Genomic DNA, 24,422 nt, shown 5'->3' with positions numbered 1-24,422 from the left:
AAACAGGGCTTTGCTCGGTGACCGATTTCCGAGGGTTGAGCCATGGAAGACGAGCAAGCGCACGTCGAGTACAGCGATGACCAGTTCGACCTGGACATCCGCGTCAAGATGACGACGCGGGAAGTCGACAGGTTCGTCATCGAGGACACCCACAGCTGCGCCAGTACTTGCGGCGATGAATGCACGAACAGTTGTGCCAGCACCTGTGCGGGCAGTTGCCCCGCGCTCGACACGCCCAACGAGACCGAAACCTGTGAGACCTGCGGGTCCTGCACCTCGGAGTGCGACCGCAGTTTCTACGAGGATCACTACGTCCTGGAAGTCAGTCAGGTCCGGGCCGACGGGGTCACCCGCAGGGTCGCCGGTGAGCATGTCATCCGCCGCGTCGTCGAGCACGCCCCGCGGGAAGGCTGATGGCCCCGCCCGCACCCGCCTGGCAGCCGGTCATCGGCGATCCGCGGGCTGCCGCCTCGGTGCGCGCCATCTGCGTGGACGTGCTCTCGCGGCTGCGTGACCCCGGCAAAGTCGAGGGAGCGAGCCGGACGGCGCCGCTCCAGGGACGTCCTCGGTGGACGGCCCACAGCACCGCACAAGGTACGTGTGGCCTCGCCCTCGCCTTCGGCCATCTCGACCGGTGCCTGCCCGGCGCGGGCTGGGACCTCGTGGCCCACCGTCACCTCAGCCGCGCCGTCGACGGCACCGCGTCGCACCCCGTGGGCACCCTGGGACTCTTCGCCGGCCTCACCGGAGTGGCGTTCACCACCTCGTACCTGGCTCACGGCGGACAGCGGTACCGCACCCTGCTCGGCGGCATCGACGACAGCCTGTACACCCGGATTCCCGGACGACTTCCCGCCGTCAGCGGGGAAGGCCTCGCCGTCGGCACGTTCGACCTCGTGTCGGGGTGGACCGGCGTGGCCGCGTATCTCCACTCCCGGCCGACCGGCCCAGCCCGGGACCTCGCTCTCAGCACCGTGCTCGCCTGGCTCGTGGACCTGTGCCGTGCCGTCGACGGGGTCCCCGCCTGGCACACCCCCCATGCCCTCATCACGGACGAGAGCATGCGCGATCGGTACCGGAGCGCGGTCGCCAACTGCGGTCTCGCGCACGGCATCACCGGCCCCCTCGCCATGCTCGCCCTTGCCCACGCCGACGGCCCGATCGGCGCGGGGCACACCGAGGCGATCCGCCGCACGGCGTCCTGGCTCGCCTCACAGCAGGTCGACGACGCCCGGGGAGCGGCATATCCGGCGGTCGTCCCGATCGGTGAGGACTCCGCCGCCCCGTCGGCGGCCCGCGACGCCTGGTGCTACGGCAGCCCCGGTGTCGCGCGCGCCCTCTGGCTCGCCGGCACCGCCCTCGGCGACCGTGACCTGACCCGTACGGCCGTCGCGGCCATGCGGGCCGTACTGCGGCGACCCGTCGCCCAGCGGCGCGTCGACTCGCCCGGGTTCTGCCACGGCATCGCCGGGCTTCTGCAGGTCACCCTGCGATTCGCCGTCGACACCGGAGACGAGGAGATCAGCGACGGCGCGCGTCGCCTGGTCGACCAGCTGCTGGGCGAGTACCAGCCGCAGGCGCCTTTCGGCTATCGCAGTGTCGAGCCCGACGGCGCCCGCGAGGACCGGTCCGGCCTCCTCGAAGGCGCCGCAGGGGTCGCCCTCACCCTTCTCGCCGCCGTCACCCCGGAACCACCCGCCTGGGACCGGTTCTTCCTGCTGTCATGAGCGCCGACGCCTCCCTTGGTCCCGGCACTCGGCGGCGAGCCGCCCTCCGGGCCTCGGGGCTCTACCGCTGTCTCGACCACTTCGTGATCCGCGCCCCGATCCTCCCCGTCACGGACTACCCCGCGGCCGAGGACCTCAGGCGCGCGCCCGCGACCGCTCGCGTCCGGGACAACGAGCACGCGCGGCGTGCCGTCGTCGTGTCCTCTCTGCCCCTCGCCACCTCATTGCTGAAGCCCGCACGCACCGAACGCGACCGGCGGCGCCTCGAGTCGAGCATCCTGCGCTACCTCATTCGCCTCAGCACCCGGCCCACTCCCTTCGGGCTGAACGCCGGCGTCGCCCTGGGACGGTGGGGCCCGGTCACCGACGTCCGCCTCGCCGACCAGCCTCCCGACGTCCACGCCCGTGTCGACATGCACGCCCTCGTGCACTTCGTCACCGCCCTCGAATCGCGGACCGAGATCCGGGAGGCGACCACGGTCATCGCCAATCCGGCCGTGCTGCACCGCGCCGGCCGGATCACGTTGAGCGGTGTCGAAGCGGTCCTCGGGGCGAACGGCGGCGAGAACGTCACCCTCCGCGCCACCGGCGCCGTCACTCGCGCCCTCGCCCTCGCCCACGCACCCATCGCCTACGCCGACCTCGCCGCCGACCTCCTCGAAGCCGTCCCCGGAGCCACTCCCGACAAGGTCCACGACCTGCTGTACCGGCTGTGGCGGCACGCGTTCCTCCTGACGGACCTCCGCCCACCGCTGACCCACGTCGACCCCGCGGGACATGTCCTCGACCACCTCAGCCGGATACCGGCGGCCGTCACCGCCGCTGCGGACCTCGGCGAACTGCTGGCCGCGATCCAGGACTGGGAGAGGCAGCCGGCCGGCACCGGCGCCGCCGCGTTCCCGGCGCTCGCCGACCACGCACGCCGCGTCACGGGCTTCGAAACGGCCACACCGCTCCAGGTCGACACGGTTCTGCCCATGGCGTCCTGCGAGGTGTCCCGAACAGTGGCCGACGAAGCGGTCCGCGCGGCCGAACTGCTGCTGCGGCTCACCCCGTTCCCCTTCGGCCTCCCGCAGATCAGCGCGTATCGGCGCGCGTTCGAGGTCCGCTACGGCACCGACCGCGACGTGTCCGTCCTCGAACTCCTCGATCCCGTCACAGGCCTCGGCTCACCGTCCCTCCTCCCTCCGGTCATTCCCGCCAAGGCCGCCCGGTCCGACACCCTGCTCCGCCTCGCCACCGGTGCCCTTCACGACCACCTCACCAGCATCGACCTCGACCAGGACACCATCGACCGACTCGCACTCTGGGACGCGGCCCCCGAGCGGCTCCCCGCGTCGCTCGACCTCTACGCCATGGTCTCTGCCCCGTCACCCGCCGCCATCGACGCCGGCGACTTCCACCTGGTCGTGGGCCCCAACGTCGGTGCCGGAGCAGCCGGACGCAACCTCGGCCGCTTCGCGGGCATGCTCACCGATGCCGTTCCCGCCCTCGGCGACATCGCCGACGCCGAACAAGCCGTTGAAGCCGGCCGCGTGCTGGCCGAACTGGTGTACCTCCCCGAGAAGACCCGCTCGGCGAACGTCGTCGTCCGGCCCGCGATCCGCGACCATGAGGTCGGCATTCGCACCAGCGCGGAGGACGGACCTGCCCGCTACATCCCTCTCGACCGGCTCGCGGTCCGCGTCACGAACGGCAGGTTCGCACTGATCTGGGACGACGGCACGGGGGAACTCCGCGAGGTCAGCGTCTGCTCAGGGCACATGCTCAACCACAGCCGGGCGCCCGCCGTCTGCCGTTTCCTCGCCGAGGTGAGCCGCGACGGCACCGCCCAGATCGTCGGCTTCGACTGGGGCCCGGCCCGCGACTTCCCCTACCTGCCCCGCGTCACCTCCGGCCCGGTCATCCTGAGCCTGGCCCAGTGGCGCATCGACCAGGCCACGGCGCACGAGATGGCCGGGCGGCCGGACCGGTTCCCGGCCGGGTTCGACGCCTGGCGCCGCCGGTGGCGGCTGCCCCGCTACACGTACCTCACGAGCAGCGACACGGCCGCGGACCACCGGCTCCTCATCGACACCACCGCGCATTCCCACACCAACGAGATAAGGCGAGCCCTGAACCGTCTGCCGCCCGGCGGCAGCGTGGTCCTCCAGGAGGCCGTTCCCGGCCTCGACGACGCCTGGGTCAGCGGGCCGAACGGCCGCCACACCGTCGAACTCGTAGTGTCCATGGCCCGCAACTCCCCCGTTCCGCGCTCCGTTCCACCCGGCAGAGCCGGCGCCCGGGTGGCGAGGGCGGACCGGCTGCGCCCCCCGGGCAGCGACTGGACCTTCGTCAAGCTCTACGGCGACCGGCAGGAGGAGGAATCCCTGCTCGTCGGCGGCGTCCGCGAGCTCATGCGCTCGCTGGACCACCATGCCGACCGACGCGTCTTCCTGCGCTACGCGGACCCCGAACCCCACCTGCGGCTACGCCTGCGCGGCAACCCCTCCGTGCTCATCCCCGCACTCAGCGACTGGGCCGGCACCCTCCTCGCCGACGGCCACATCTCCCGGTTCACCTTCGACGTCTACGATCGTGAGATCGAACGCTACGGCGGGCTCATCGGGATGGACGTCGCCGAACAGCTGTACTCCGCCGACAGCTCCGCCGTTGTCGACCTGCTCTCCCTCGACCACACCGGTAAGTCTCAGCTCGACAGGACCGGCCTGGCTCTGCTCTCCCTTGACGACCTGTTGACCGGGCTCGGTCTGAGTGAAGCCGAGAGGCTCCGCTTCTACCACCGGCAGGCTTCCCAGCAGCGGCTCGCGGGCGCGGAGTACCGCACCCGCAAGGCGGAATTCTGTGACCTGCTGCGCAGACCACCGCCTCGTCTCATCGGCGACGTCCTCACCCGGCGTCGTCCTCACCTGGCAGACGTCGCCGCCCGGCTCGCCGATCTGAATCGCCGCCGACAACTCGGCAAGACGCTGCCCGAGCTGTGCCACAGCTACGTACACCTGCACTGCAACCGCCTCCTGGGCACGGACCGTGCTGCCGAGGACACGGCGTTGGAACTGCTCTACCGCACCCGCCACAGCCTGGCGTCAGGAGCCTGAACCCCGATCGCCGTGGCTCAGTCGACTGGCCAGGTGTGCGCCGGAGCGTTCAGGTGCATGTAGTCGATGTACTGCTGGGTCATCCGCCGCAGCGCCTCGTGCCGGCCCACGTGGGCCATGTCGTGGATGTGGTGGAACATCTCCGACTGCCACAACGCGCCGTTGCGGCCGCTGACGCATCGCTGCTCGATGATGCCCAGCAGCGGCTCTCGCCATGCCGCGTCCATGCCGGCCTGCTCGAGTCCCCGATGTGCCAGCGGCAGCAGGCGACGCAGCACCAGCTCCGTCACCGGGACCTCCCCCATGCCCGGCCAGTAGAGCTGGGCATCGATGCCGTGCCGTGCCGCGGTGTGCAGGTTGTCCTCCGCGACCGAGAAGGACATGCGGGACCAGATGGGCCGGTCCTCGTCGACCAGGGCACGGGTGAGGCCGTAGTAGAAGGCGCCGTTCGAGAGCACGTCCGCCACCGTGGGGCCGGCGGGCAGCACCCGGTTCTCCACGCGCAGGTGGGGCACGCCGTCGACGACGGCGTAGACAGGGCGGTTCCAGCGGTAGATCGTCCCGTTGTGGAGCGTCAGCTCGGCCAGTCCGGGGATGTCGCCGCGGTCGAGCGTCTCCTGCGGGTTCTCGTCGTCGCACAGCGGAAGCAGTGCCGGGAAGTACCGTACGTTCTCCTCGAAGAGGTCGAAGACGGTGGTGATCCACCGCTCGCCGAACCACACCCGAGGCCGCACTCCCTGCACCTTGATCTCGTCCGGGCGGGTGTCGGTGGCCTGCTCGAACAGCGGAAGGCGCGTCTCGCGCCACAGTTCCTTGCCGAACAGGAACGGAGAGTTCGCGGCCAGGGCCACCTGCACCCCCGCGATGGCCTGTGCCGCGTTCCAGTAGGGAGCGAACTCGTCCGGCGACACCTGGAGGTGGAACTGGGTACTGGTGCAGGCCGCCTCCGGCGTGATCGTGTCCGCGTAGGTCTCCAGCCGCTCGATCCCGTCCACCGAGATCAGCAGATCCTCGCCCCGGGCGGAGAAGATCTGCTCGTTCAGCAGGTGATACCGCGGATTCTCGGACAGCGAGGCCAGACCGACGTCCTTCAGCTGGAGGGTCGGCAGGATGCCGACCATGACGAGATGCGCGCCGATCGCCGCGGCCTTCTCCTCGGCGTGGTTGAGCGCGTCCCGGATCTCCTGCTCCCAGGAGTCGGGGCCGCCCGCGGTCAGCCGCCGCGGCGCGATGTTGATCTCCAGATTGAACCGGCCCAGCTCGCTCGACCAGGCGGGATCGGCGATCGCCTCCAGGACGTCCGAGCTGCGCATGGCGGGCTCGCCGGCGGTGTCCACGAGGTTCAGTTCGATCTCCAGACCGACCTGCGGCCGCTCGAAGTCGAACCGCGACTCCCGCAGCATCCGCGCGAGCACGTCGAGGCACACATGCATCTTGTGCCGGAACTGGCGACGGTCCTCACGAGTGAACGTGATCGCCGGGACGTCGCGTCCCATACGGCCCTCCCGAGTCTCCTCGGCACGGATCCCTACCTTCAGCGTCCCACTCCCCCGGCGGCCGAACCACCGAGGCGAATGGCGGTGCCGCAGTACTGGTCCTTGATCACGACGAGCCTGCCGGACCGGTGCTCGGCCGGTCGCGGTCAGTGCGGGAAGCGGCGGGGCGGGCGGGTCACGGTGGCCTCGCGGAACTCGGCGATGCGGGAGTGGACTTGGCGTATCAGGTGGGTCTCCTCGATCAGGTCCAGGTAGAGGCATCGGGCTGCCAGGCCCGGGAGATCGAAAGCGAAGTACAGGGACATCAGCGGGTTCACGAACAACTCGCTGCCTCGAGTGCGGTCAGTGAACCGGACGTCGCCGAACGAGCCGCGCACGGCCGCCGCGATGGAGCCGTTGACGATGCTCGGATGCTCCGGGGTGTGGTGCTGGGCGTGCGCCACCGCGTCGAGATACAGCGCGCCTTCCCGGGTGGCGCGAGGTATCGAGAACACACCGAGGTAGGCGCCGTCGCGCTCCAGCGCGGCGATGTTCTCCAGGACCTGCACGTGGTTCACGCCATGGTGGGCGTCCACGCCGAAGCCGACCGACACGACGAGCCGGTGCGGCAGTCCGGCCAGCACGGCCACGCTGGTCAGGTCCTCCTCCGGGGTGCCGAGACCGGCTTCGTCACCGCGCAGCAGGATGTCCGTGCCGCCGTCTTCCGGTGGCCCTCTCTCTGATCCACCAGAGCAAGGAGGTGCATCTCGCGAACCTCTCCTTCAGCGCACTCGCCGGTCTCTCCCTCCGACGACTGGGCCGCGCCGGACCTGGCCGTCATCACTCGCCTACCGAGCACTGATCGACCTGCACGGCATCGAGGTGCTGGTCGGTCCGCTCGCAAACCGGGGTGCGCCCGCTGCGCGCCGACATGGAGGGACGTCATGATCGGCATTGTGCAGGCGACGGCCGCCGGCCGTCTCCGGATTTCCACCGCGGCGACGCAACCGGAAGGCGGTCGCCAGCACGCCGCGCTCAACGCGCCAGGGCAGCCCTCCCCAGGTAGAATCCCAGAATTTGGTACGACATTTCATAGCAATCTTCTTCGCAGGAAGAGGGCCACTGACCTGGCCGGAGTGATCGATGTCCCGCAGGCACCCGACCGACGACGGTGACGAGCTGCTCGCCAGGCTCGGAGCGCTGACGGCGCAGGCCCGGGAGCGCGCGGAGCTCCAGCGGTCGCGGGTGGAGCTGGCCGTCGCCCTCCAGCAGGGCATGCTCCCCGCCAGCCTGCCGACGGTCCGCCGGTTCCACCTGGCCGTCGAGTACCAGCCCGCGCACCACGGTCTCAGCGTGGGGGGAGACTGGTACGACGCGTTCACGATGCCCGACGGCTGCATCGGGCTGTCCATCGGCGACGTACAGGGGCACAACATCGAGGCGGCCGCCTTCATGGGGCAGGTACGGGTCGGCCTGCGCGCCCTCGCCTCCGTCACGAGCGAGCCGGGGGAACTCCTCGCCCGGACCAACGACCTGCTGCTCGCGCTCGGTACCGATCTCTTCGCCACGTGCACGTTCGTCCGTCTCGACCCGTCGACCGGAGTGCTGGAGAGTGCGCGGGCCGGACACATACCGTCCGTCTGGGCCACGGCGGACGGCCGGTCCGGCCTCGCCGACGACGCGGGTGGACCGCCCCTCGGTGTGCTTCCCGAAATGGAGTATCCGGTGACCGAGCACCGCCTGTCGGCGGGTGACGTCTTCGTCCTGGTCACCGACGGGGTGGTGGAGGGACCGGCGCTGAGTCTGGACGAGGGCCTCGACCAAGTGGTGCGGCTCGCGGGCGTCGCCGCCGTCGCCGGCCTGGAGGCGACCTCACTGGCCACCGCGGTGATCAAGGGCGCCGAGCGGGTGGGGCACGCGGACGACGCCGCCGTCCTCGTGGTCGGCCGCGACAAGCACGCCCCTCACCCCTAGCACGCTGCCGCCTGGCCGAACGGTCGGTAGCGGTGTGTGATGGCAGCTGTGGTGCGTACCCCGGATCGGCGCCGAGCTGTCGTCTACGGCCTCCAGACGCTGGCCGTCGCCGCCTGCTACTACGCGGCGGGACGGCTCGGTCTGCTGCGCCAGCTCACGGTCGGGGACGCGGTGTTCACGCCCATCTGGCCGCCCACCGGCGTCGCGGTGGCCGCCCTGTTCATCTTCGGCCTGCGCTGCTGGCCGGGTATCGCACTCGGCGCGTTCTTCGTCGTTCTGTCCCTCACCTCGTCGGTGAGGCCTTCCCTGTTCGGCAACGTCGCCGGGAACACCGCCGCCCCCGTCTGCGCCTACCTCATGCTGCGCAAGGTGGGCTTCCGGACCGGTCTGAGCCGGTTACGGGACGGCGTCGCCCTGGTCTTCCTGGGGGCGCTGGCCGCGATGCTGATCAGTTCCACGGTGGGCGTCGGCCTCCTGGTCCTCACGGGCAAACTCGACCTGGACGGCTTCTGGCCGGTCTGGCTGGCGTGGTGGGTGGGCGACGCGATGGGGGTACTGCTCGTCACCCCGGCCCTGCTCCTGCTGAGCGGGGCGCACCCGCCGCCCGACCCGGCGCGCTGGAAGGAGGCCCTGCTCCTGGTCGCCGCGGCCTGCGTCATCGTCCCGCTCGCCACGCACAGCCGGCTGAGCCTGCTCTACCTCATCTACCCCCTGCTGATCTGGGCCGCCCTGCGCTTCCAGCTGGCGGGCAGCGTGCTGTGCGCTCTGTCCGCCTCCGTCCTGGCCACCGTCGCGGCCACCGACGGCAGCGGCCCGTTCGCGGAGCTGACGCGCATCGAGGTGATGATCAAACTCCAGGTCTTCAACGGGTCCATGGCGCTGACCGCCCTGCTGCTGTCGGCCGTGATCACCGAGCAGCACAACACCCGGCGCTCGGTGGAGCTGGCCTGCCAGGAGCTGGTCGAGGTCCTCGAACACCTCACCGCGGGGGAGGCCCCGCCCCGGCGCGAGCCGACGGACGGCGACGGCGCACCGCGCGACCGCGACGGTCCGTGACGACCGGGGCGGACCGCGGAGCTGGGACCGATTGAGGGATTGGCGTTCGCCGAGCATGGGCAGGGAGCCCAGCAGAACGTGGCATGAGCACGCCCACCTTCCCCCACAGGAGGCCGACCTTGCACGCACGCACGTTCGCCCCCATCCTCGCAGCCACCCTCGCAGCGGGTCTGGTCACCATAGGCCAGGCCCACGCCGCGCCGACGGACGCCGGTGCGCAGGCCCTCGCGGCCCGCGTCGTCACGTACGACGCCAGTGCGTCGGCGGAGTTCAGGGCCGCCGTCGATCGAGGCGCGGCCATATGGAACGAGAGCGTGGACAGCGTGGAGCTGCGCCCCGCCGCAGCCGGGCAGCGCGCCAACATCCGGATCCTCGCCGACAACGGCTGGCCCAGGGCCCTGACGACCTCGCTCGGCAACGGAACCGTCTACATCGGCCGACAGGCCGTCACCCAGGGCTACGACACGGTCCGGATCTCGGCACACGAACTCGGCCACATCCTCGGCCTGCCCGACCGCAAGCCCGGCCCCTGCACCAGCCTGATGTCGGGTTCCAGCGCCGGCGTGTCGTGCACGAACCCGTACCCCGACGCGGGCGAGAAGGCGGAGGTCGAGGACAACTTCGGTCTCGCGCTCGCGCAGCCGGCAGGCGTCCCGCGCGCCAAGGTGCCGGTGGGCTGACCCACCGGGGCGTGGGGGCGGGCCGTCCGTTCCCACGCGCCCGCGTACGCGCCGCGCCGCGGCGTCATCGCCTGGCGCCGAAGTTCTGCGTCCACCAAGGTCCGCCCGCGCCCTCGTGGAAGCCCACGCCGATGTCCTTGAACGAGCAGTTGAGGATGTTGGCGCGGTGGCCGGGGCTGTTCATCCAGGAGTCCATCACCGCCTCCGGGGTCTGCTGGCCCCGGGCGATGTTCTCGCCGTACGTGGACCACTCGTATCCCGCGGCGGTGGTGCGCTGCCCGGGATCGGCGCCGTCCGGGTTGGTGTGGTCGAAGAAGTCGCGGGCGGCCATGTCTTGCGAGTGGCCCTGTGCCGCCTGGTTCAGCTGCGGGTCCTCGGTGAGCGGTCCACAGCCGGCGGCGGCCCGTTGCTCGTTCACCAAGGCGACCACCTGTCCGACGGTTCCCGTCGGGGCCGCCTGCGCCTGTGGGGTGCCGGACACACTGGGAGCCGGCCGAGCAGCCGACGGCCGGGAGGGTGTCGCCGGTTTCCTCGTGGAGCGAGGACTCGTCGAAGGGCTCGCCTTCTTCGACGGCGACGCGGACGGCGACGGAGTCGGGGATGCCGAGGCGGAGGTCTCGGCGGCACTGGGGGTCACGAGGTCCACCGGACGGCCGTCGGCGGTTCGCGCGGCGGTCACATCCTCGGTCCCGGTGCCGGTCCCGCCGCCGGTGCCCGAGTCCGCGTCGAAGTACCACAGGCCGCCACCCACCACGCAGGCCGCCACGACGGCGCCTCCGACGGCCCGACGCCGGTTGCGCCGACGTCGACGCTCCTGGCTGCGGGAGGCCGCCCGGCCGGGCACGGCACGGTGCCCGGATCCCCGGCCCGATCCGCCGTGGCCCCTGGAGCCACCCAGCCGGGACGTGGCGGCGACGGCGGCCATCCCGCCGGAGCCGGCCAGGACCCGCTCCGCCAGCGCGGGCGCCGCGGCGACCAGCGCCAGGCCGGCCAGCAGGCCTTCCGCGGGCATCAACCCGCGCCACAAGCCCGAGCAGCGCGCGCACCCCCGGGCATGCCGGGCTATTCGCTTGCGCCACAGCGCCGAGGGCCGACCGTCCCAGGAGGCCAGCACTCCCGCCAGTTCGTCACATCGCGGGCGCGCGTCGAGGGCCCGTACCACCACGCGTGCCGCCTCCAGCTGTGCCTTCATGCGTTGCACCCGGACAGCCGTGTGCTGAGGCGAGAGCTCCATGGCGGCGGCGACCTCGGACCGCGTCAGCTCACCGGCGCACTCCAGCCACCAGAGCGACAGCAGCCCCCGGTCGTCGGGCTCCAGCCAGCGGGTCGCGCGTGCGGTCTCCTGGCGTTGTCCGGACAGTTGCAGTTGGACAATGGTCAGGTCCACGAAGTCGGCGCCGGGGTCGGCGAGGTCCTCGGCCTCCTCCACGGCGCCCGGGGCCGACTGCCGGTCATGCCAGTGCGCCCGGACCTGGTTCATCGCGATGGCCACGAGCCAGGAGCGGAAGTTCTCGGGAGCGCGCAGACCACCCAGCGCGTCGAGGGCGCGCAGCATGGTGTCCTGCACCACGTCGTCGACGTCCACGGAACCGTTCAGAGCCCGTCCCACGATGTTGTAGACCAGTGGGAGGTAGGCGCTGACCAGGGCGTCCTGGGCCTCCGGATCGCCACTTCGGGCAGCGGTCACCAGTGCCGCCGACTCCCTCGTCCGCTCTGTACTCATCACAAACTTCCTCGTCCTCGACGCCGAACGGTGCTGTCCGTCGACATGGGAGATCAGCCGATGAGTCTCTAATAACAATTCTTCGGACGCGCGTTCCCCCGTGTGTTCCCCGAGAGACTCACGGCGTCGAACGCTCAGCGCAAGGGGGAACGTCACATCACGTGTTCCGTGGCCGTCGGATCAAGTCGGCCCTCGTTCGCGCCGGTTCTGATACGCACTCCGCGAACAAGCAGCGAGTGAGTCACTGGTGGAGGGCCGAGCCGAACCGCGCTCCCGCCACGGGGGCGGCGAGCGTACGCGGCCCGAAGGACACGGCCGCGTCCTGCACGACGCCGGAGCCTGAGGCGGGGAAGACCCACACGGCTCCCGTGCCGCCGTTCTCCCGGGGCGCCGAGACCGCGATGTGGCCCGCCACCACGGCGACAGCGCTGCCGAAGGCATCGCCGTTCTCCGCCGTACCGGGTACGCCGGCCGTGTGCTGACTGACGGCGGTGGCGCCGCGGCCGGTCAGGCCCGTCGCGCTTCCTCGCAGGACGGCGAAGCCGCCGGCGTCACTACGGCCGTCCAGATCCTCGCCGGGGACACCGGTGACCACGTCCGCGTATCCGTCGCCGGTGACGTCACCGACGCGGACGTCCGTGCCGAAGCGGTCGCCGCTCTCGCCGGTACCGGGGACACCGGGCGTGCCCTGGCTCAGGAACGCGGCCCTGGACGCGAGGCCGTCCGCGGTGCCCCGTACGACACCCACGAGACCGCCGCCGCCCGCGGTGGGGCGTCCGAAGACGATGTCCTGACGGCCGTCGCCGTCGACGTCGCCGAGCCCGATGCTCTCCGCCGCGACCGTGTCCTCGGAGGCGATGACGGGTCCCGCCTCCAGCCCGTTGCCGCTGCCCTTCAGCAGGCGCAGCCGTACCGCCGCCCCCGAACTGCCGGTGCCGCTCGAAGGGGTGCTCACCACGAGATCGGTGATGCCGTCGCCGTCCACGTCGCCCGCCTGCAGAGCACGGACACCGCGGACGCCGGCGCCGGGGGTGACGAGGGGCGTCGTGCGGGCTGCCTCGCCGGACCGGCTGACGGGGCCGTATCGCATCCGGTCAGCGCTCGCGAGGTCCAGGTGTCCGTCGCCGTCGAAGTCGCCGGCTTCGGTCCGGGTCCGGCCGGAGCCGAGCGAGGCGCCGGTGGCGAGACCGCCGACGCCTCCCCACAGCACGGTCTGCATGCCGGCGTCGCGGGCGTCGCCGATGTCCTCGCCCGACGCGGTGACCACCAGGTCGGTGAAGCCGTCGGCGTCCAGGTCCGCCGCCTCCAGCGCGTCGCCGAAGCGGTCGCCGGTCTCGGCGGTGCCGGGGACGCCGTATCGGTTCTGGGTGACGATCTGGCGTTTGACGCCGTTGGGGCCTTCGCCCGCCATGCCGTAGACGACCGCGACGTAGCCGGCGTCGGCCCTGCCGTCGACGACGCCTCCGGGTGCGGCGATGGCCACGTCGGCGTGTCCGTCGCCGTCGAAGTCGGCTCTCGCGGACGCCACGGAGCCGGGCGCCGGAGCATTCGGGTGGAAGCCGTCACCGTAGGCCGCGGCGGGGATCGCGCTCGGCACCACGATGACGGCGGAGAGCACGGCGACGGCAGCGGCATGACGCGTCCTGAGGTACACGGCCACCTCCTTGGGTCGACGAGGAGCCGGCCGTTCCTCACACCTGCCCGGCCATCGAACTAGACCCGCACCGAGCGGGAAGGGTTGTACGGCCCCGGAACGCGTTCGTCGTCCTCCGGGATGGAGGGGGTCCGCGAGCGGAAGGTGCGGCGGTAGGTGTCCGGGGGTACGCCGACCGTGCGGTTGAAGTGCCGGCGCAGCGTCGTGGCGGTCCCCATGCCGGTGGCCGCCGCGATGGTGTCGATGCTGTCGTCGGTGGTCTCCAGCAACTCCTGGGCGTGGCGGATCCGCTGGGTCAGCAGCCATTGCAGCGGGGTGGTGCCGGTCACCGACCTGAAGTGGCGGCCCAGGTTGCGTGAGCTCATCCGCGCTTGGCGGGCCAGGTCCTCCACGGTCAGCGGCTGGTCCAGCCGTTCGAGCACCCAGGGGAACAGGTCGGCGAGCGGGTGGCTGGCCGGGGCGGGCACCGGGGTGGTGACGTACTGGGCCTGGCCGCCGTCCCGGTGCGGCGGCACGACCAGGCGGCGGGCGACCGCGTTCGCGACGGACGAGCCGCGGTCGAGGCGGACGAGGTGCAGGCACAGGTCCATGGCGGCGGCCTTGCCGGCGGAGGTCAGCACGCTGCCGTCGTCCACGTAGAGGACGTCCGGGTCCACTTCCACTTGCGGGTAGCGGGCGGCCAGGGCCCGGGTGTGCGCCCAGTGCGTGGTCGCCCGCCGCCCGTCCAGCAGGCCTGCGGCGGCCAGCACGAACGCGCCCGTGCAGAGGGAGGCCACGCGTGCGCCTGCCGCGTGGGCCGCGCGCACCGCTTCGACCAGCTCGGCGGGTGGATCCTGGTCGATGTCGGCCCAGCCGGGGACGATCACGGTGTCGGCGTGCGGGAGTTGGTCGAGGCCGTGGTCGGGCTCCAGCCGGAACCGTCCGGCTCGCACGGCGCCCGGCCCGCACAGGACGACGTCGTACCAGGGGCCTGCCACGGCGTCCGGGGCGGAGCCGAAGACCTCGCACGCCAAGGCCAGCTCGAAGTGGAGCATTCCGTCCGTGACGGCCAGTGCGACAGTGTTCACGTCCGGAATTGTATGGGTCATGTCGTTCCGGACACTCGTGTGGGAGGACCGCCCCTGGTCAGGATGTTCTCCAACGGATCACGGCAGATCGACGGCAGGTCAGCCGCAGGCCAATGGCAGATGAACGGCAGATCAGCGGCAGATGAGCGGCAGAGCAGTGGCAGATCATTGGAGCGAAGGGCGAACCCATGGGATCGGAGCTCACGGTGGCGGTGTTCGGCGCGTACGGGCACACCGGGCGCTTTGTGGTGGCAGAGCTGCGGCAGCGCGGGTACGTCCCGGTTCTCTGCGGGCGCGACGCCGACAAGCTGAACGCGCTGGCGACTTCGGAACCCGGGCTGGAGGCCCGCCCGGCCTCCGTCGGCGACCCGGCCTCGCTCGACCGCGCACTGGCCGGCACGGCCGCCGTGGTCAACTGCGCCGGGCCCTTCGCCACGACGGCCGCCCCGGTGATCGAGGCGGCCCTGCGCGCCGGGATCCCGTATGTGGATGTGGCGGCGGAGATCGAGGCCAACGTCGACACGTTCACGCACTTCACCGACCGCGCCCGCGCGGAGGGAGCGGTGATCGTCCCTGCGATGGCCTTCTACGGCGGCCTCGGCGACCTGCTGGCCACCGCCGCGATGGACGACTGGACGACGGCCGACGAGGCCCACATCGCCTATGGGCTGAGCAGTTGGCACCCCACCCCCGGGACACGCGCCGCAGGTGCGGTCTCGCGGCAGCGGCGCGACGGCCGACGCGTCCGCTACAGCAACGGCCGGCTGGAGTACGTCCACGACGAACCCCCGACCCTCCAGTGGCCCTTCCCCGACCCGATGGGTCCCAGAACCGTCATCGGGGAGTTCACGATGGCCGACGTCGTCACCATTCCCAGCCACCTGTCCATCCCCGACGTGCGCACCTACATGACGGTCGAGGCCGCCAGGGACGTGACGGCCCCGGACACACCGACGCCGACCGCGGCCGACGAGCACGGACGGTCCGCCCAGACCTTCCTCGTCGACGTCGTGGTGCGCTCCGGCGGCAGTGAACGGCGTGCTGTGGCCAGGGGCCAGGACATCTACGCGGTCACCGCGCCGCTCGTGGTCGAAGCGGTCGACCGCATCCTCACGGGGCGCACCAGGACGGTCGGTGTCGCCTCCGCCGGCCAGATCTTCGACGCCCCGGACTTCCTCAACCGGCTGTCCTCGCACATCTCCCTGGAACACCTCTTCCGGCCTGCTCAGACGACCGATGCCCTGAAGGGGTCAGTGGGGATGATCTCCGCCTCGTCGAAGAGCTGCTCCAGTGCCTCGTGCCCGTGACGTCTGCGGAACTCGATCTCGGCGGTGGTCACCGGCAGGGTCCACAGGAGGCGGGCGTGTCCCCCAGGCAGCGGACAGTGTTCGAGGTCGGGGCCGTGGAGATAGGGGAGGCTGATCAGCAGGTGGTCGCAGTCGGAACCCGGCACCCACGGCTCGCCGATCGGGAAGCTGTGCTCCAGGTCGAGTTGGTGGCCTCCGCAGTGGTAGTAGGCGATCATCGCCATGAGCTCGACGAACCGCTGGTCGCGAACGTGCGCGGTCATGACGAACTCGAGTCCGTGACCGTCCTTCTCCATCAGGGCCCAGCACCCGACGGTCACATAGGCCCAGCCACCGCCACGAGGACCGGGCCCCACCACGAGAACGCGCAGACCGGGCACCACCTCTCGCCGTCCGGGCCCGAGGTCGTAGTCCACGGCCTCCACGGCATGCCCTGCGAAGAACGCCCGAACGTGTGACTCCACGGCCTCCGCGGCCGACAGCCTCCTGTCACTCATCGCGCGATCATCTCAGATCGCCGTTGACCGCCTCTGACGTGCGTCCGGGGGCGGCGGCTTCCAGGTCCCCGCCGACGATGCCGTAGGCGGGGACGTCGCCGGTTTACCCCTGGGGCTCCTGACGACCGGCCTCGTGCAGGAGGTGAGGACCGTTGTTGCGGACGTCGTTGACGGCCGTGGACACGGGCCTGGCGTCGAGGTGACCGCCGGCGGGCGGGTCGAGAAGGGCGCGCAGCCGCTCGGGGTCCTCGTGGCGGGGGTCGAGCCAGGCGTCGTAGTGCTCGGGGATGAGCGCGAGCGGCATGCGGGGGTGGACGCGCCCGGCGGCGTCGGTGGCTTCGGTGGTGATGATGGTGCAGGTCATCAGCCAGGCGGCCGGGTCTCTGTCGTGCTTGACCTCCGGGTCGCGCCAGTACTCGTACAGCCCGGCGAGCGCCATCACCTGGTCGTCCTCGGAGTGGATGAAGTAGGGCTGCTTGCGGATCTTGCCCGTGGCGGGGTCCTTGACCTGCTGCCACTCGTAGAAGCCGTCGGCCGGCAGCAGGCAGCGGCGCTTGGCGAACGCGCGGCGGAAGGCGGGTTTGTCGTGGACGGTCTCCATCCGGGCGTTGATCAGCCGTGCGCCGATCTTCACGTCCCTGGCCCACGACGGCACCAGCCCCCACCGCAGCGGCCGCAGCTCCCGCACGACCTCCGCCGCACGGGGCTCCTCGCGCGGGGATCGCTCGAGTACGGCCCACACGTCGTCGGTCGGGGCCACGTTCCAGTTGGGTGCGAGCGTCTCCTCGGCATTCCAGTCGGTGACCCGGAAGAGCTGGGCCAGGTCCTCGGGACTGCGGGTGGATGCGTATCGGCCGCACATACGGCCACTCTCCCACCGCTCGGGCCACCTGCCGACGAGCTGCCTTTCGTGTCGAGGGGGCGCCGGGTCGTAGACGCTCGCCACTCATCGCTCGCCGTCTCCGTCGGTCGTCCAGCGACCCAGGGACATCTCCGCGGTGATGCCGGGCCCGAATCCGGCGAGCAGCCCGCGCGCCCGGTCCGGGGCCCCGCCCTCGTCGAACAGCCGGCGGAGCGCGTCCAGCACGACGGCGCTGGCGATGTTGCCGTACTCGGTGAGCGTGGCCCGGCTGAACCGGAAGGCGTGCGGGTCGACCTCCAGGAACGTGCTCAGGTCGTCCAGGATGCGCGGGCCGCCCGCGTGGACGATGTAGAAGTCGAGGTCGGACGCGTCCCAGCCGTGCTGGTGGGCGAGTTGCCGGAGCGCGGGGGCGAGCGGCTCCATCGTCGTCGGCACCCGCTTGTCCAGCAGGAAGTGGAAGCCGGTGGACCGGACGGCGTAACTGATCCACTCCTCGGTCTTCGGGATCAGGTACGAGCCGTTGCGCTCCAGCCGGATCCCCGTGCCGCCCCGGCCGCGGACCACGGTCGCGGCGATGCCGTCCCCGAACAGGCCGTTGGACAGCAGGGAGCCGACGCCGTGGTCGGTGGGCTGGTAGCACAGCGAGCAGAACTCGCAGGCGACGATGAGGGCGTTGGCGTCCGGGTAGGCCGTGCAGAAGTCGTGGGCCCGGTTGATGGCCGCGCCGCCGGCCGCGCAGCCCAGCTGAGCGATGGGTAGCTGGCGAGTGCAGAGGTCGAAGTCCATCTCGTTGATCAGCCATGCCGTGAGCGAGGGCATCATGAAGCCCGTGCAGGACACGTAGATGATCACGTCGATGTCGGTGGTCAGCAGCTCCGCCTCGTCCAGTGCCTGCTGGACCACCGCGGGAACCCGGGCCTTGGCCTCTGCCTCGTAGATCTTGTTCCGTTCCTCGAAGCCCGGGTGTTTCAGTGTGTCCTCGATGGGCTGCACGATGCGTCGGGTGCGCACGCCCGTGTTCTCGATCAACCGCAGTGCCAGGGGCAACTGCGGATGGTCGGCATGACGGGTGCGTGCCAGTTCCAGCGTCTCCTCCATGGTGATCACGTGCTCAGGGACAGACACCGAGGGTCTGCACAACGTGGCCATGAACCACACCTGCTTTCGCCGATGAGCAGTTGGCTCTCCCACCATCACCCGGCAGGGTGACGGCCACTCGGTGGACTACTCCATTCGGGGTGCTGGCTGCCGGCGGCACCCCCGGGCCCCGTTGTCAGTGCCCTGCTCTACAGTTCCCGTCACTTGATCATTGCAGGTGGTGCGGGAGGCACACATGGGGTGGGTGTCGGCCGGCGGCTATGAAGTCGCCCTCGACGACGGCAAGGTGGTGTGCCGGAACGCGGCCGGGCGGCGGCTGAAATCCGTGCCGTCCAAGATCGCCGACGATCCGGCGGTGGTGGGGCTGCGCCAGCTCGCCGAATGGCTGGAGCGGCACGAACGGCAGTGCCTGGCCGACGTGGAGCGGTGGATGGTGCGCTCGCTGCCGGTGCCGTTCGCCGTCCTGGCGCGGGTGTGGCCGGACCCGGCCTGGCAGGCGGCCCTGCGCGACCTGGTGGTCACGGGGGCGGACGGCATGGTGGCCGGGTTCCTGCGGGACGCCGACCCCGAGCGCGGCCTCGGCCTGGTCGATCTCGACGGTGACACGGTCCGGCTCGCCCCTGAGCTGGTGCGTCTGCCGCATCCCGTGCTTCTCGACGACCTGGAGGAGCTGCGGGAGTTCGCCGTCGAACTCGGCGTCGAGCAGCGCGCCCAGCAGCTCTTCCGCGAGGTGTGGCGGCGGCCGGCGGCGCTCGACGCCGAGGCGACCTCCGTCGAGGAGTACGCGGGCGGCGCCTTCAAGGAACTGCGGTTCCTGCACGGCAGGGCGACTCAGCTCGGCTACCGCGTGCGCGGCGGTCACGCCGTGTGCTCCGTGCTGGAGGAGGGCCGCGGTGTCGAGGCCCGCGTGTGGGTCGGCGACTACGACGGCTACGAGGAGACGGAGACCGGTCCTCTGGTCTTCACCGACCCGGCCGGCCGGGTCCTGAAGCTCGGTCAGGTGGGGCCGGTGGCCTGGTCGGAGGGCATGCGCATGGCGGCCGCGCTGTACGCCGGGCGCGACATCGAGGACGAGGAGCGTGCGGCGTGACGACATACGACGCGACCACCCACGACGACGTGACGACCTACGACGGGTTCACGTACGACGAGACCACGTCCGCCGCGCTGCTCGACGCCGGCGCCGTCCTGCCCCTGGGCACCACGGACCGCGAGGACGCCGACGTGCTCACCGTCCGGACGTACACGCATCCGGCGCTGGACGAGCGGACGATCGTACGGCTGGTGCCGGGCACGCTCGGTGAGGCGGAGGACCTCGCGCTGGACTTCCTCGGACTGGTCCGGGAGCCGGAGACACGCGAGGTCGGGCAGGTGCGCCGGGAAACCCTCGGATTCCCGGCGTGGGCGCTGGTCAACGACCCGGCGAACGGGCACCACGCGCTGGCGCTGGTGAAGGACGTGGAGCGGCTCGCCCGGCAGGCCAAGTCCCGTCCGGGCACCGCGAAGGAGGGCTTCGAGGCGCTCGGCGAGCGGCTCGGCCGGGCTGTGCCGCACTTCCTGCCCACCTTCTACGAGCAGGCCGCGCGCGTCTTCCTCCAGCATGAGAACACCACCTACGCCGCCGCCTTCTTCGGCAAGGCCCGCGACGCGGAGCGGGTGCACGCGCTGACCGTGGACGAGGACCGGCAGCGCGCCGTGTTCCTGGAGTTCGCCTTCGCCGGGGCACTGACGGTCAAGGCCCTCAAGGAGCATGTGAAGGCCCTCGCGGCACGGCTCACCCCGGCCGAGGCCTGGGCGCAGTTCCGGCAGCTGACCGTGGAGCGCTGCGCGGCCGGCATGCCGCCGTACGCGTCGCTGCCCCAGGACGCGCGCGCCCTGATCAAGGCGGCGGGCCTGAACCGGGTCACCGAGGAGTGCGCCCTGGTCGCGGACCTGCTGGCGTCCCCGGCGGCGGTCCGGGCCCCCGCGTCCTTCTGGAACACCTACCGGGCGACGCTCGTCGTCCTGGCCGAGCGGGAGCCCGCCGTGCGGGGGCGGCTGCTGGAGATCATGCCGGCCGGGCTGGGTCGTTCCACCGAGGACGACGAGTTCTGGCTGGGGCTGCTCGCGGACACCGGCGCCGACCGGCTGCTGACGGGCGAGACCGAGGCGGCGGAGGAGGTCGACGCGGCGGACTGGCTCGGTCGATGGGCCCTGCACCGCAAGCACGGCGGCACGAGCAGCGGCCGCTCGCCGGCCACCCTCGCGCTGGTGGAGCGCATGGCTCCGCGCCTGCGCGCCCAGGGCCGCCCGGTGGACCTCTTCACGGGCCGCTGGCGCGCAGGCGCCGACCTGGATCTGCTCGACCTGTGCGTGGCGGAGGGCATACCGCTGGCATTGCCCGGAGCCGGCAAGGACGTCTTCCTCCCCCTCGACCAGTGGCTTCAGGACACCAGGCCCGGGCGACGGGACCTGACGGCCATCGCGGCCGACCCGCGCTGCCGGCGCCTGCTCTACGCCGCCGTCGGCGACCTGGGGGGCCACCGCATCGGCCCCACGCTGCTGGAGGGACTGGTCGAACATCCCGTGCTCGCCGACGTGCTGCGCGAGTGGCTGGACGACGCGGCCGGCGAGCTGGCGGACGCGGCGGGTCTGCCCGCCGCGCGCACGGCGCTGGAGCGACTGCGTCCGTTCCGCGCGGTGGCCGCCCGGATCAGCCCGCAGGCCGTCGCCCGGGTCGCCGCGCTGGACGTCGCGCCGCTGCTCGGCCGCACCCTGCGCGCGGGTATCCCGGACGAACTGGGCTGGCCCGCCCTCGACGAGGCGCTGCGGCGGCTGGACGCGGAGACCCGCCGCGACCGCGACGACACGCTCGCCGTCCACGAGGCCTGGCCGGCGCTCATCCTCGCCCGCCGGCACAAGGCGATCGTCGTGGGGCCGGAGGACATCCTGCTGGAACACGACCTGCGGCTGCCGGTGGACCTGGACCGCTGGCAGCGTCCGTCGTTCCGTTACACGGACGGCGAGCTGCTGGTGATGTGGCGGCACGACGGCAAGCAGTACGGCTACTGGTCGGCCCGCCCGTCCGAGGTGTTCACGCTCGGCGGCGAGAAGCTCCCGCACTGGTACGGCAGCGGCGACGCGGGCGAGACCTCGATCCCGCTCCCGGGTGGTGGGCGCGCCACCGGTGGGCGCGCCCTGCACGCCGGCGACACGGTCCTGCCGCCCGGCCGCCGCATCCTCGGTGACGGCACCTCGTACTGGCGCCAGGGCCGGCAGGGACGGCAGCAGGTGTGGCTCGAGTACGACCCGGCCACCGGCACGCACGCGCGTGCCTCGCTGCCCGCGTTCCTGCGGTCCGGCATCCGCGAGGGCGCCACCCTGCTCCAGCAGCACTGCGGGGTGCTGCCCCTGCAGCCCGGCCTGGAGCACAGCCCGTTCGGCACGGACGGCACGGTTCTCGGCCGCTGGGTGCGCACCGAGCGCGAGGGCGACGAGGCCCGTACCACCGTCGGCACGCCGGACGGCCGGACCGTCACCCTGCCGACGGCACACGGCCGGCTGCCGGGCGTTCCGCTCGGCGCGCTGCGGCTGCCCGGCGGCGCGGAGCCCGTCGTCGTCGCGCAGTACCGTCAGATCGCCCTGTACGCCACGGCTGACGACGGCACCGGTATGCGGGAGCTGGGCCGGGTGACGCCGCTGGAGCGCGGCGGTGAGTTCGCCGCCGGGACGCGGCTCGTTCCTCCGGTCGACTTCTGGCATGCGCTGCGGCCGCGCGACGAGGGCGCGTCGGCGCTCCTGCGGGCGCTGAGTGACGCGCAGGCGGACGAGTTGCTGCGCGCCGGGGCCCGGGCGCTGGTGGAGCGTCAGGCGAAGCTCGCGGCGGCGGCCGAGCAGGCGAAGACCACGGACGCGGCGGCCGGGGCCGGGAACACGACGGCCGGGGCCGGCAACACCGCCGGGGCCACCACAGGGCAGCCCGCCGTGCCGACCGTCGACGAGGTCCTGCGGGAGACCGTCTCGCGTTGCCTGCCCGCGCTCACCGAGCCCCAGCTGCTCACCGGTGTCGCGGGCCTCGCGCGCGGAGTGCTGCGCCTGGCGGAGTCGATCGCCACGTTCGTGGCGCCCCCGGTGGAGCGGCCGAAGGCGGACCGCAAGCGCGCCGAGGGCATGTTCGCCGACTACCGCCCCGACGACGGCGACGACCAGACGCTGCGCGAGGCCGTGGCCGGCCTCGCCGAGCTGCAGGGCTGGTGGGGCAGCGAGCAGCGCTGGACCGCGCTGCGTCAGATCCGCGCCGTGAACCACGTCCTGTCCGGGAAGCCGGCCGACGGCAAGCGCCTGCCCGAGTCCGCCCGGCTCGCCGGGCCCGCCGACGGGTGGCGCAGCGACGAGTTCACCATTCCCGGCATCGGCCTGCTGTGGCCGTCCGTGCTGAAGGTGCTGCGCCCGCTCGCCTACCGTGCGGCCTCGGCGACCGTGACGGAGACGCATCGGGAGGCCCTGCTGCTGCTGTTCGAGGCGGTCGCGGAGGGGCCCATGGCCGCGTCCGGGGGCGCGCTGCGCAAGGTCGTGTTGAGCGAGCCGCACGGCAAGCAGGAGCGGGCCGGCCAGGTGCTGCGCAGGCAGGGCCGTACCGTCGTCGTCCTCGGCTGCCAGAGTGTCGATCACCGCAACGGGCGCGTGAACTGGCTTGCCCTGGACCACGATCCGGCCGGTGTGTTCGGCGCGGTCGCGCACTTCACGCTGGAGCGGGAGACCGCGTACCCGCCGGTGTTCCCGGCCGACGCGCTGACCGCGGTGGCCGGCCTGGTCCGGGACAAGGGGCCCGCGCCCTGGCAGCCGGGCGCGCCCGCAGCGCTGACCGCCGCGACGCGGGACGGGCTGGGGCCCGTGCAGGCGGCCCTGCTGCTCGCGGGGAGGCCGTCCCAGCTCACGGACGAGGTGATCGCCGCGACCGGACTGAAGCCGCGGCAGAAGCAGCTCGGCGACGCGCTGCTGGGCTCGCTGGGCTCCGGTGACCGGGCGGCGCTCATCGGCGCGCTGCTGCCCGAGAACCCCGCCGACCTGTGGACGGCCGGACCGGACACGGCCGCGGCGGGGCGGGTGTGGGCCGAGCGGCTCGACGGCGTCGTCCGCCTGCCCGAGGACCTGGCCGGGGAGCAGTCCCTGGCGGGCCTGCCCACAAGTGCCGCCGAGGAGGTGCTCAACCCGCACCGCACCCCCTGGATCAGCCGCACCACGGTGCAGCGGCCCGGCAAGGACGGCGAGCTCGTGCCGGACGATCCGAAGGCGCTGCCCGGGCGGTACGACCTGTCGCGTGCCGTGGCCGCCCTGGCCGGGCTCGCCTATGCCCTGCCGTACGGGCACCCTCTGCGCGCCGTCCTGCCGGAGGCGCTGGCCGCACTGCGCCGCCGTGTCGCGGACCCGGGTCTGCTGCTCGACCTGGACCTGGCGTGGACGGAGAAGGGCTCGTCGGCCGCCGTGGAGCTGCGCAAGGCGTACGGGATGCCGGCCACTGGGGGCGCGGACGCGGACGGTCTGACCGCCGTGGGCGAGGCGCTGGTGCTGCGCCCCTGGTACGGCGACCAGGAAACCGTCCTGGTCCGCGCGGGTGCTCTCACGCGGGCGGACGACCCGGTGTTCGGGCTGGTCGAGGGACTGGTCGGGCCCGGGCGGGGCCACGGTATGCGGGCGCTGCGCAGGATCCTGGGCGAGGATCTCGCCCGTGCGCTCGCGGCCGGAACGGATTCCGAGGGACCCACCGGGTACGCGCAGGATCCGGCCGTCAGCGTGCCCGGGCTGGTCGCCGAGGTCGCCGAGGCCCACGGTCTGGGCGAGGACGCGGCGGCGCTCTATCTGCAGCTGCTGGCCCTGCCCGACCCGACGGACCGCAACTGCGCCCGCTGGACGGGCTGGAAGCCCGCCCGTATGAAGAAGGCCCGCACCGAACTGGCGGCCACCGACCTGGTCGTCGAGGCCAAGCGGGCGCGCGCCGGGCGCACCCTGTTCCTGCCGTGCGGCTGGCTCGACCTGAAGTCGCCCGCGCTCCCGGTGGAGGTCTGGAAGCAGGGCCTCTACCCGGTCGGCACGTACTCCCGCGCGGTGCCGCTGATACCGGTGCCGGAGCTGTTCACGCGCGCGTGGGACCGCGTCCGCACCGGCGACGCCCCGGCCTACGAGGAACTGACCACCCGCGCCACCCGCAAGGGCCGCCGCCGATGA

16 protein-coding genes and 1 pseudogene are annotated in these 24,422 nt (G+C 72.2%); 9 read left to right on the top strand and 8 right to left on the bottom strand.

Annotation, left to right across the window (positions count from 1 at the left end):
• The first annotated feature begins 42 nt into the window (after positions 1-42).
• The 3 genes from ACZ42A_RS23390 to ACZ42A_RS23380 are packed head-to-tail and all read left to right on the top strand — an operon-like array spanning position 43 to position 4,825.
• Entirely contained in the window at positions 43-414 is a 372-nt protein-coding gene (locus ACZ42A_RS23390) for a hypothetical protein (RefSeq protein ID WP_468529199.1), read from the top strand.
• On the top strand, positions 414-1,727 hold the full coding sequence (locus ACZ42A_RS23385) for a lanthionine synthetase C family protein (protein ID WP_468529198.1): 1,314 nt from the start codon (positions 414-416) through the stop codon (positions 1,725-1,727). The genes ACZ42A_RS23390 and ACZ42A_RS23385 overlap by 1 nt, the downstream gene beginning before the upstream one ends.
• Entirely contained in the window at positions 1,724-4,825 is a 3,102-nt protein-coding gene (locus ACZ42A_RS23380) for a lantibiotic dehydratase (RefSeq protein WP_468529197.1), read from the top strand. Before ACZ42A_RS23385 ends, ACZ42A_RS23380 begins: the two co-directional genes overlap by 4 nt.
• 17 nt (positions 4,826-4,842) lie before the next feature.
• On the opposite strand, the gene ACZ42A_RS23375 is transcribed toward ACZ42A_RS23380, so the two are convergent.
• Entirely contained in the window at positions 4,843-6,321 is a 1,479-nt protein-coding gene (locus ACZ42A_RS23375) for a glutamate-cysteine ligase family protein (RefSeq protein WP_468529196.1), read from the bottom strand.
• Between the two features lie 146 nt (positions 6,322-6,467).
• Positions 6,468-7,022: pseudogene (locus tag ACZ42A_RS23370) on the bottom strand (DUF1152 domain-containing protein); the annotation flags it as partial.
• A gap of 421 nt (positions 7,023-7,443) precedes the next feature.
• On the opposite strand from ACZ42A_RS23370, the gene ACZ42A_RS23365 reads away from it, so the two are divergent.
• From ACZ42A_RS23365 to ACZ42A_RS23355, 3 genes are all read left to right on the top strand, one after another.
• Positions 7,444-8,274: a PP2C family protein-serine/threonine phosphatase gene (locus ACZ42A_RS23365; protein WP_468529195.1), complete on the top strand. Its 831-nt coding sequence runs from the start codon at positions 7,444-7,446 to the stop codon at positions 8,272-8,274.
• 39 nt (positions 8,275-8,313) lie between these two features.
• Positions 8,314-9,330 carry an MASE1 domain-containing protein gene (locus ACZ42A_RS23360; RefSeq protein WP_468529194.1) on the top strand — a complete coding sequence of 339 codons (1,017 nt, stop codon included), beginning with the start codon at positions 8,314-8,316 and terminating at the stop codon, positions 9,328-9,330.
• A 119-nt stretch (positions 9,331-9,449) separates the two neighbouring features.
• On the top strand, positions 9,450-10,010 hold the full coding sequence (locus ACZ42A_RS23355) for a snapalysin family zinc-dependent metalloprotease (RefSeq protein WP_468529193.1): 561 nt from the start codon (positions 9,450-9,452) through the stop codon (positions 10,008-10,010).
• A gap of 64 nt (positions 10,011-10,074) precedes the next feature.
• On the opposite strand, the gene ACZ42A_RS23350 is transcribed toward ACZ42A_RS23355, so the two are convergent.
• The 3 genes from ACZ42A_RS23350 to ACZ42A_RS23340 all read right to left on the bottom strand — a co-directional run bounded on the left by ACZ42A_RS23350 (position 10,075) and on the right by ACZ42A_RS23340 (position 14,454).
• Complete coding sequence (locus ACZ42A_RS23350; protein ID WP_468529192.1) at positions 10,075-11,733, bottom strand: sigma-70 family RNA polymerase sigma factor; 1,659 nt, start codon at positions 11,731-11,733, stop codon at positions 10,075-10,077.
• A gap of 241 nt (positions 11,734-11,974) precedes the next feature.
• Positions 11,975-13,387, bottom strand: coding sequence for an FG-GAP repeat domain-containing protein (locus ACZ42A_RS23345; RefSeq protein ID WP_468529191.1), 1,413 nt, complete (start codon positions 13,385-13,387; stop codon positions 11,975-11,977).
• 59 nt (positions 13,388-13,446) lie between these two features.
• Positions 13,447-14,454, bottom strand: a complete 1,008-nt coding sequence (locus ACZ42A_RS23340) for a helix-turn-helix domain-containing protein (RefSeq protein WP_468529190.1) — start codon at positions 14,452-14,454, stop codon at positions 13,447-13,449.
• Positions 14,455-14,642: 188 nt separating this feature from the next.
• On the opposite strand from ACZ42A_RS23340, the gene ACZ42A_RS23335 reads away from it, so the two are divergent.
• Positions 14,643-15,761, top strand: coding sequence for a saccharopine dehydrogenase family protein (locus ACZ42A_RS23335; protein WP_468529189.1), 1,119 nt, complete (start codon positions 14,643-14,645; stop codon positions 15,759-15,761).
• Here the strand turns inward: ACZ42A_RS23335 and ACZ42A_RS23330 are convergent.
• The 3 genes from ACZ42A_RS23330 to ACZ42A_RS23320 form a co-directional block, all read right to left on the bottom strand.
• Positions 15,680-16,258: a suppressor of fused domain protein gene (locus ACZ42A_RS23330; protein WP_468529188.1), complete on the bottom strand. Its 579-nt coding sequence runs from the start codon at positions 16,256-16,258 to the stop codon at positions 15,680-15,682. The genes ACZ42A_RS23335 and ACZ42A_RS23330 overlap by 82 nt on opposite strands.
• Positions 16,259-16,361: 103 nt before the next feature.
• Positions 16,362-17,120 carry an SOS response-associated peptidase gene (locus ACZ42A_RS23325; protein WP_468529187.1) on the bottom strand — a complete coding sequence of 253 codons (759 nt, stop codon included), beginning with the start codon at positions 17,118-17,120 and terminating at the stop codon, positions 16,362-16,364.
• An 84-nt stretch (positions 17,121-17,204) separates the two neighbouring features.
• Positions 17,205-18,269: a type III polyketide synthase gene (locus ACZ42A_RS23320; protein WP_468529186.1), complete on the bottom strand. Its 1,065-nt coding sequence runs from the start codon at positions 18,267-18,269 to the stop codon at positions 17,205-17,207.
• A 184-nt stretch (positions 18,270-18,453) separates the two neighbouring features.
• Here ACZ42A_RS23320 and ACZ42A_RS23315 point away from each other — a divergent pair, with 184 nt between their 5' ends.
• Both ACZ42A_RS23315 and ACZ42A_RS23310 read left to right on the top strand, forming a co-directional pair.
• Positions 18,454-19,308 (top strand): DUF4132 domain-containing protein, encoded by an 855-nt coding sequence (locus tag ACZ42A_RS23315; protein WP_468529185.1) that lies wholly within the window; start codon positions 18,454-18,456, stop codon positions 19,306-19,308.
• A complete protein-coding gene (locus ACZ42A_RS23310; RefSeq protein ID WP_468529184.1) occupies positions 19,305-24,422 on the top strand; it encodes a hypothetical protein in 5,118 nt (1,705 codons plus the stop codon). The genes ACZ42A_RS23315 and ACZ42A_RS23310 overlap by 4 nt, the downstream gene beginning before the upstream one ends.

The organism is Streptomyces sp. NPDC030838 (genome assembly GCF_055572035.1).
Note: the sequence above shows the minus strand (reverse complement) of the source record. Positions and strands in the feature narration are given on the sequence as shown.

Bases quoted from the DNA above. Each gene is read 5' to 3' on its own strand.
- ACZ42A_RS23315 (WP_468529185.1), top strand. From the start codon at position 18,454: ATGGGGTGGGTGTCGGCCGGCGGCTATGAAGTCGCCCTCGACGACGGC.
- ACZ42A_RS23385 (WP_468529198.1), top strand. From the start codon at position 414: ATGGCCCCGCCCGCACCCGCCTGGCAGCCGGTCATCGGCGATCCGCGG.
- ACZ42A_RS23335 (WP_468529189.1), top strand. From the start codon at position 14,643: ATGGGATCGGAGCTCACGGTGGCGGTGTTCGGCGCGTACGGGCACACC.
- ACZ42A_RS23380 (WP_468529197.1), top strand. From the start codon at position 1,724: ATGAGCGCCGACGCCTCCCTTGGTCCCGGCACTCGGCGGCGAGCCGCC.
- ACZ42A_RS23365 (WP_468529195.1), top strand. From the start codon at position 7,444: ATGTCCCGCAGGCACCCGACCGACGACGGTGACGAGCTGCTCGCCAGG.
- ACZ42A_RS23360 (WP_468529194.1), top strand. From the start codon at position 8,314: ATGGCAGCTGTGGTGCGTACCCCGGATCGGCGCCGAGCTGTCGTCTAC.
- ACZ42A_RS23375 (WP_468529196.1), bottom strand. From the start codon at position 6,321: ATGGGACGCGACGTCCCGGCGATCACGTTCACTCGTGAGGACCGTCGC.
- ACZ42A_RS23350 (WP_468529192.1), bottom strand. From the start codon at position 11,733: ATGAGTACAGAGCGGACGAGGGAGTCGGCGGCACTGGTGACCGCTGCC.
- ACZ42A_RS23330 (WP_468529188.1), bottom strand. From the start codon at position 16,258: ATGAGTGACAGGAGGCTGTCGGCCGCGGAGGCCGTGGAGTCACACGTT.
- ACZ42A_RS23320 (WP_468529186.1), bottom strand. From the start codon at position 18,269: ATGGCCACGTTGTGCAGACCCTCGGTGTCTGTCCCTGAGCACGTGATC.
- ACZ42A_RS23390 (WP_468529199.1), top strand. From the start codon at position 43: ATGGAAGACGAGCAAGCGCACGTCGAGTACAGCGATGACCAGTTCGAC.
- ACZ42A_RS23325 (WP_468529187.1), bottom strand. From the start codon at position 17,120: ATGTGCGGCCGATACGCATCCACCCGCAGTCCCGAGGACCTGGCCCAG.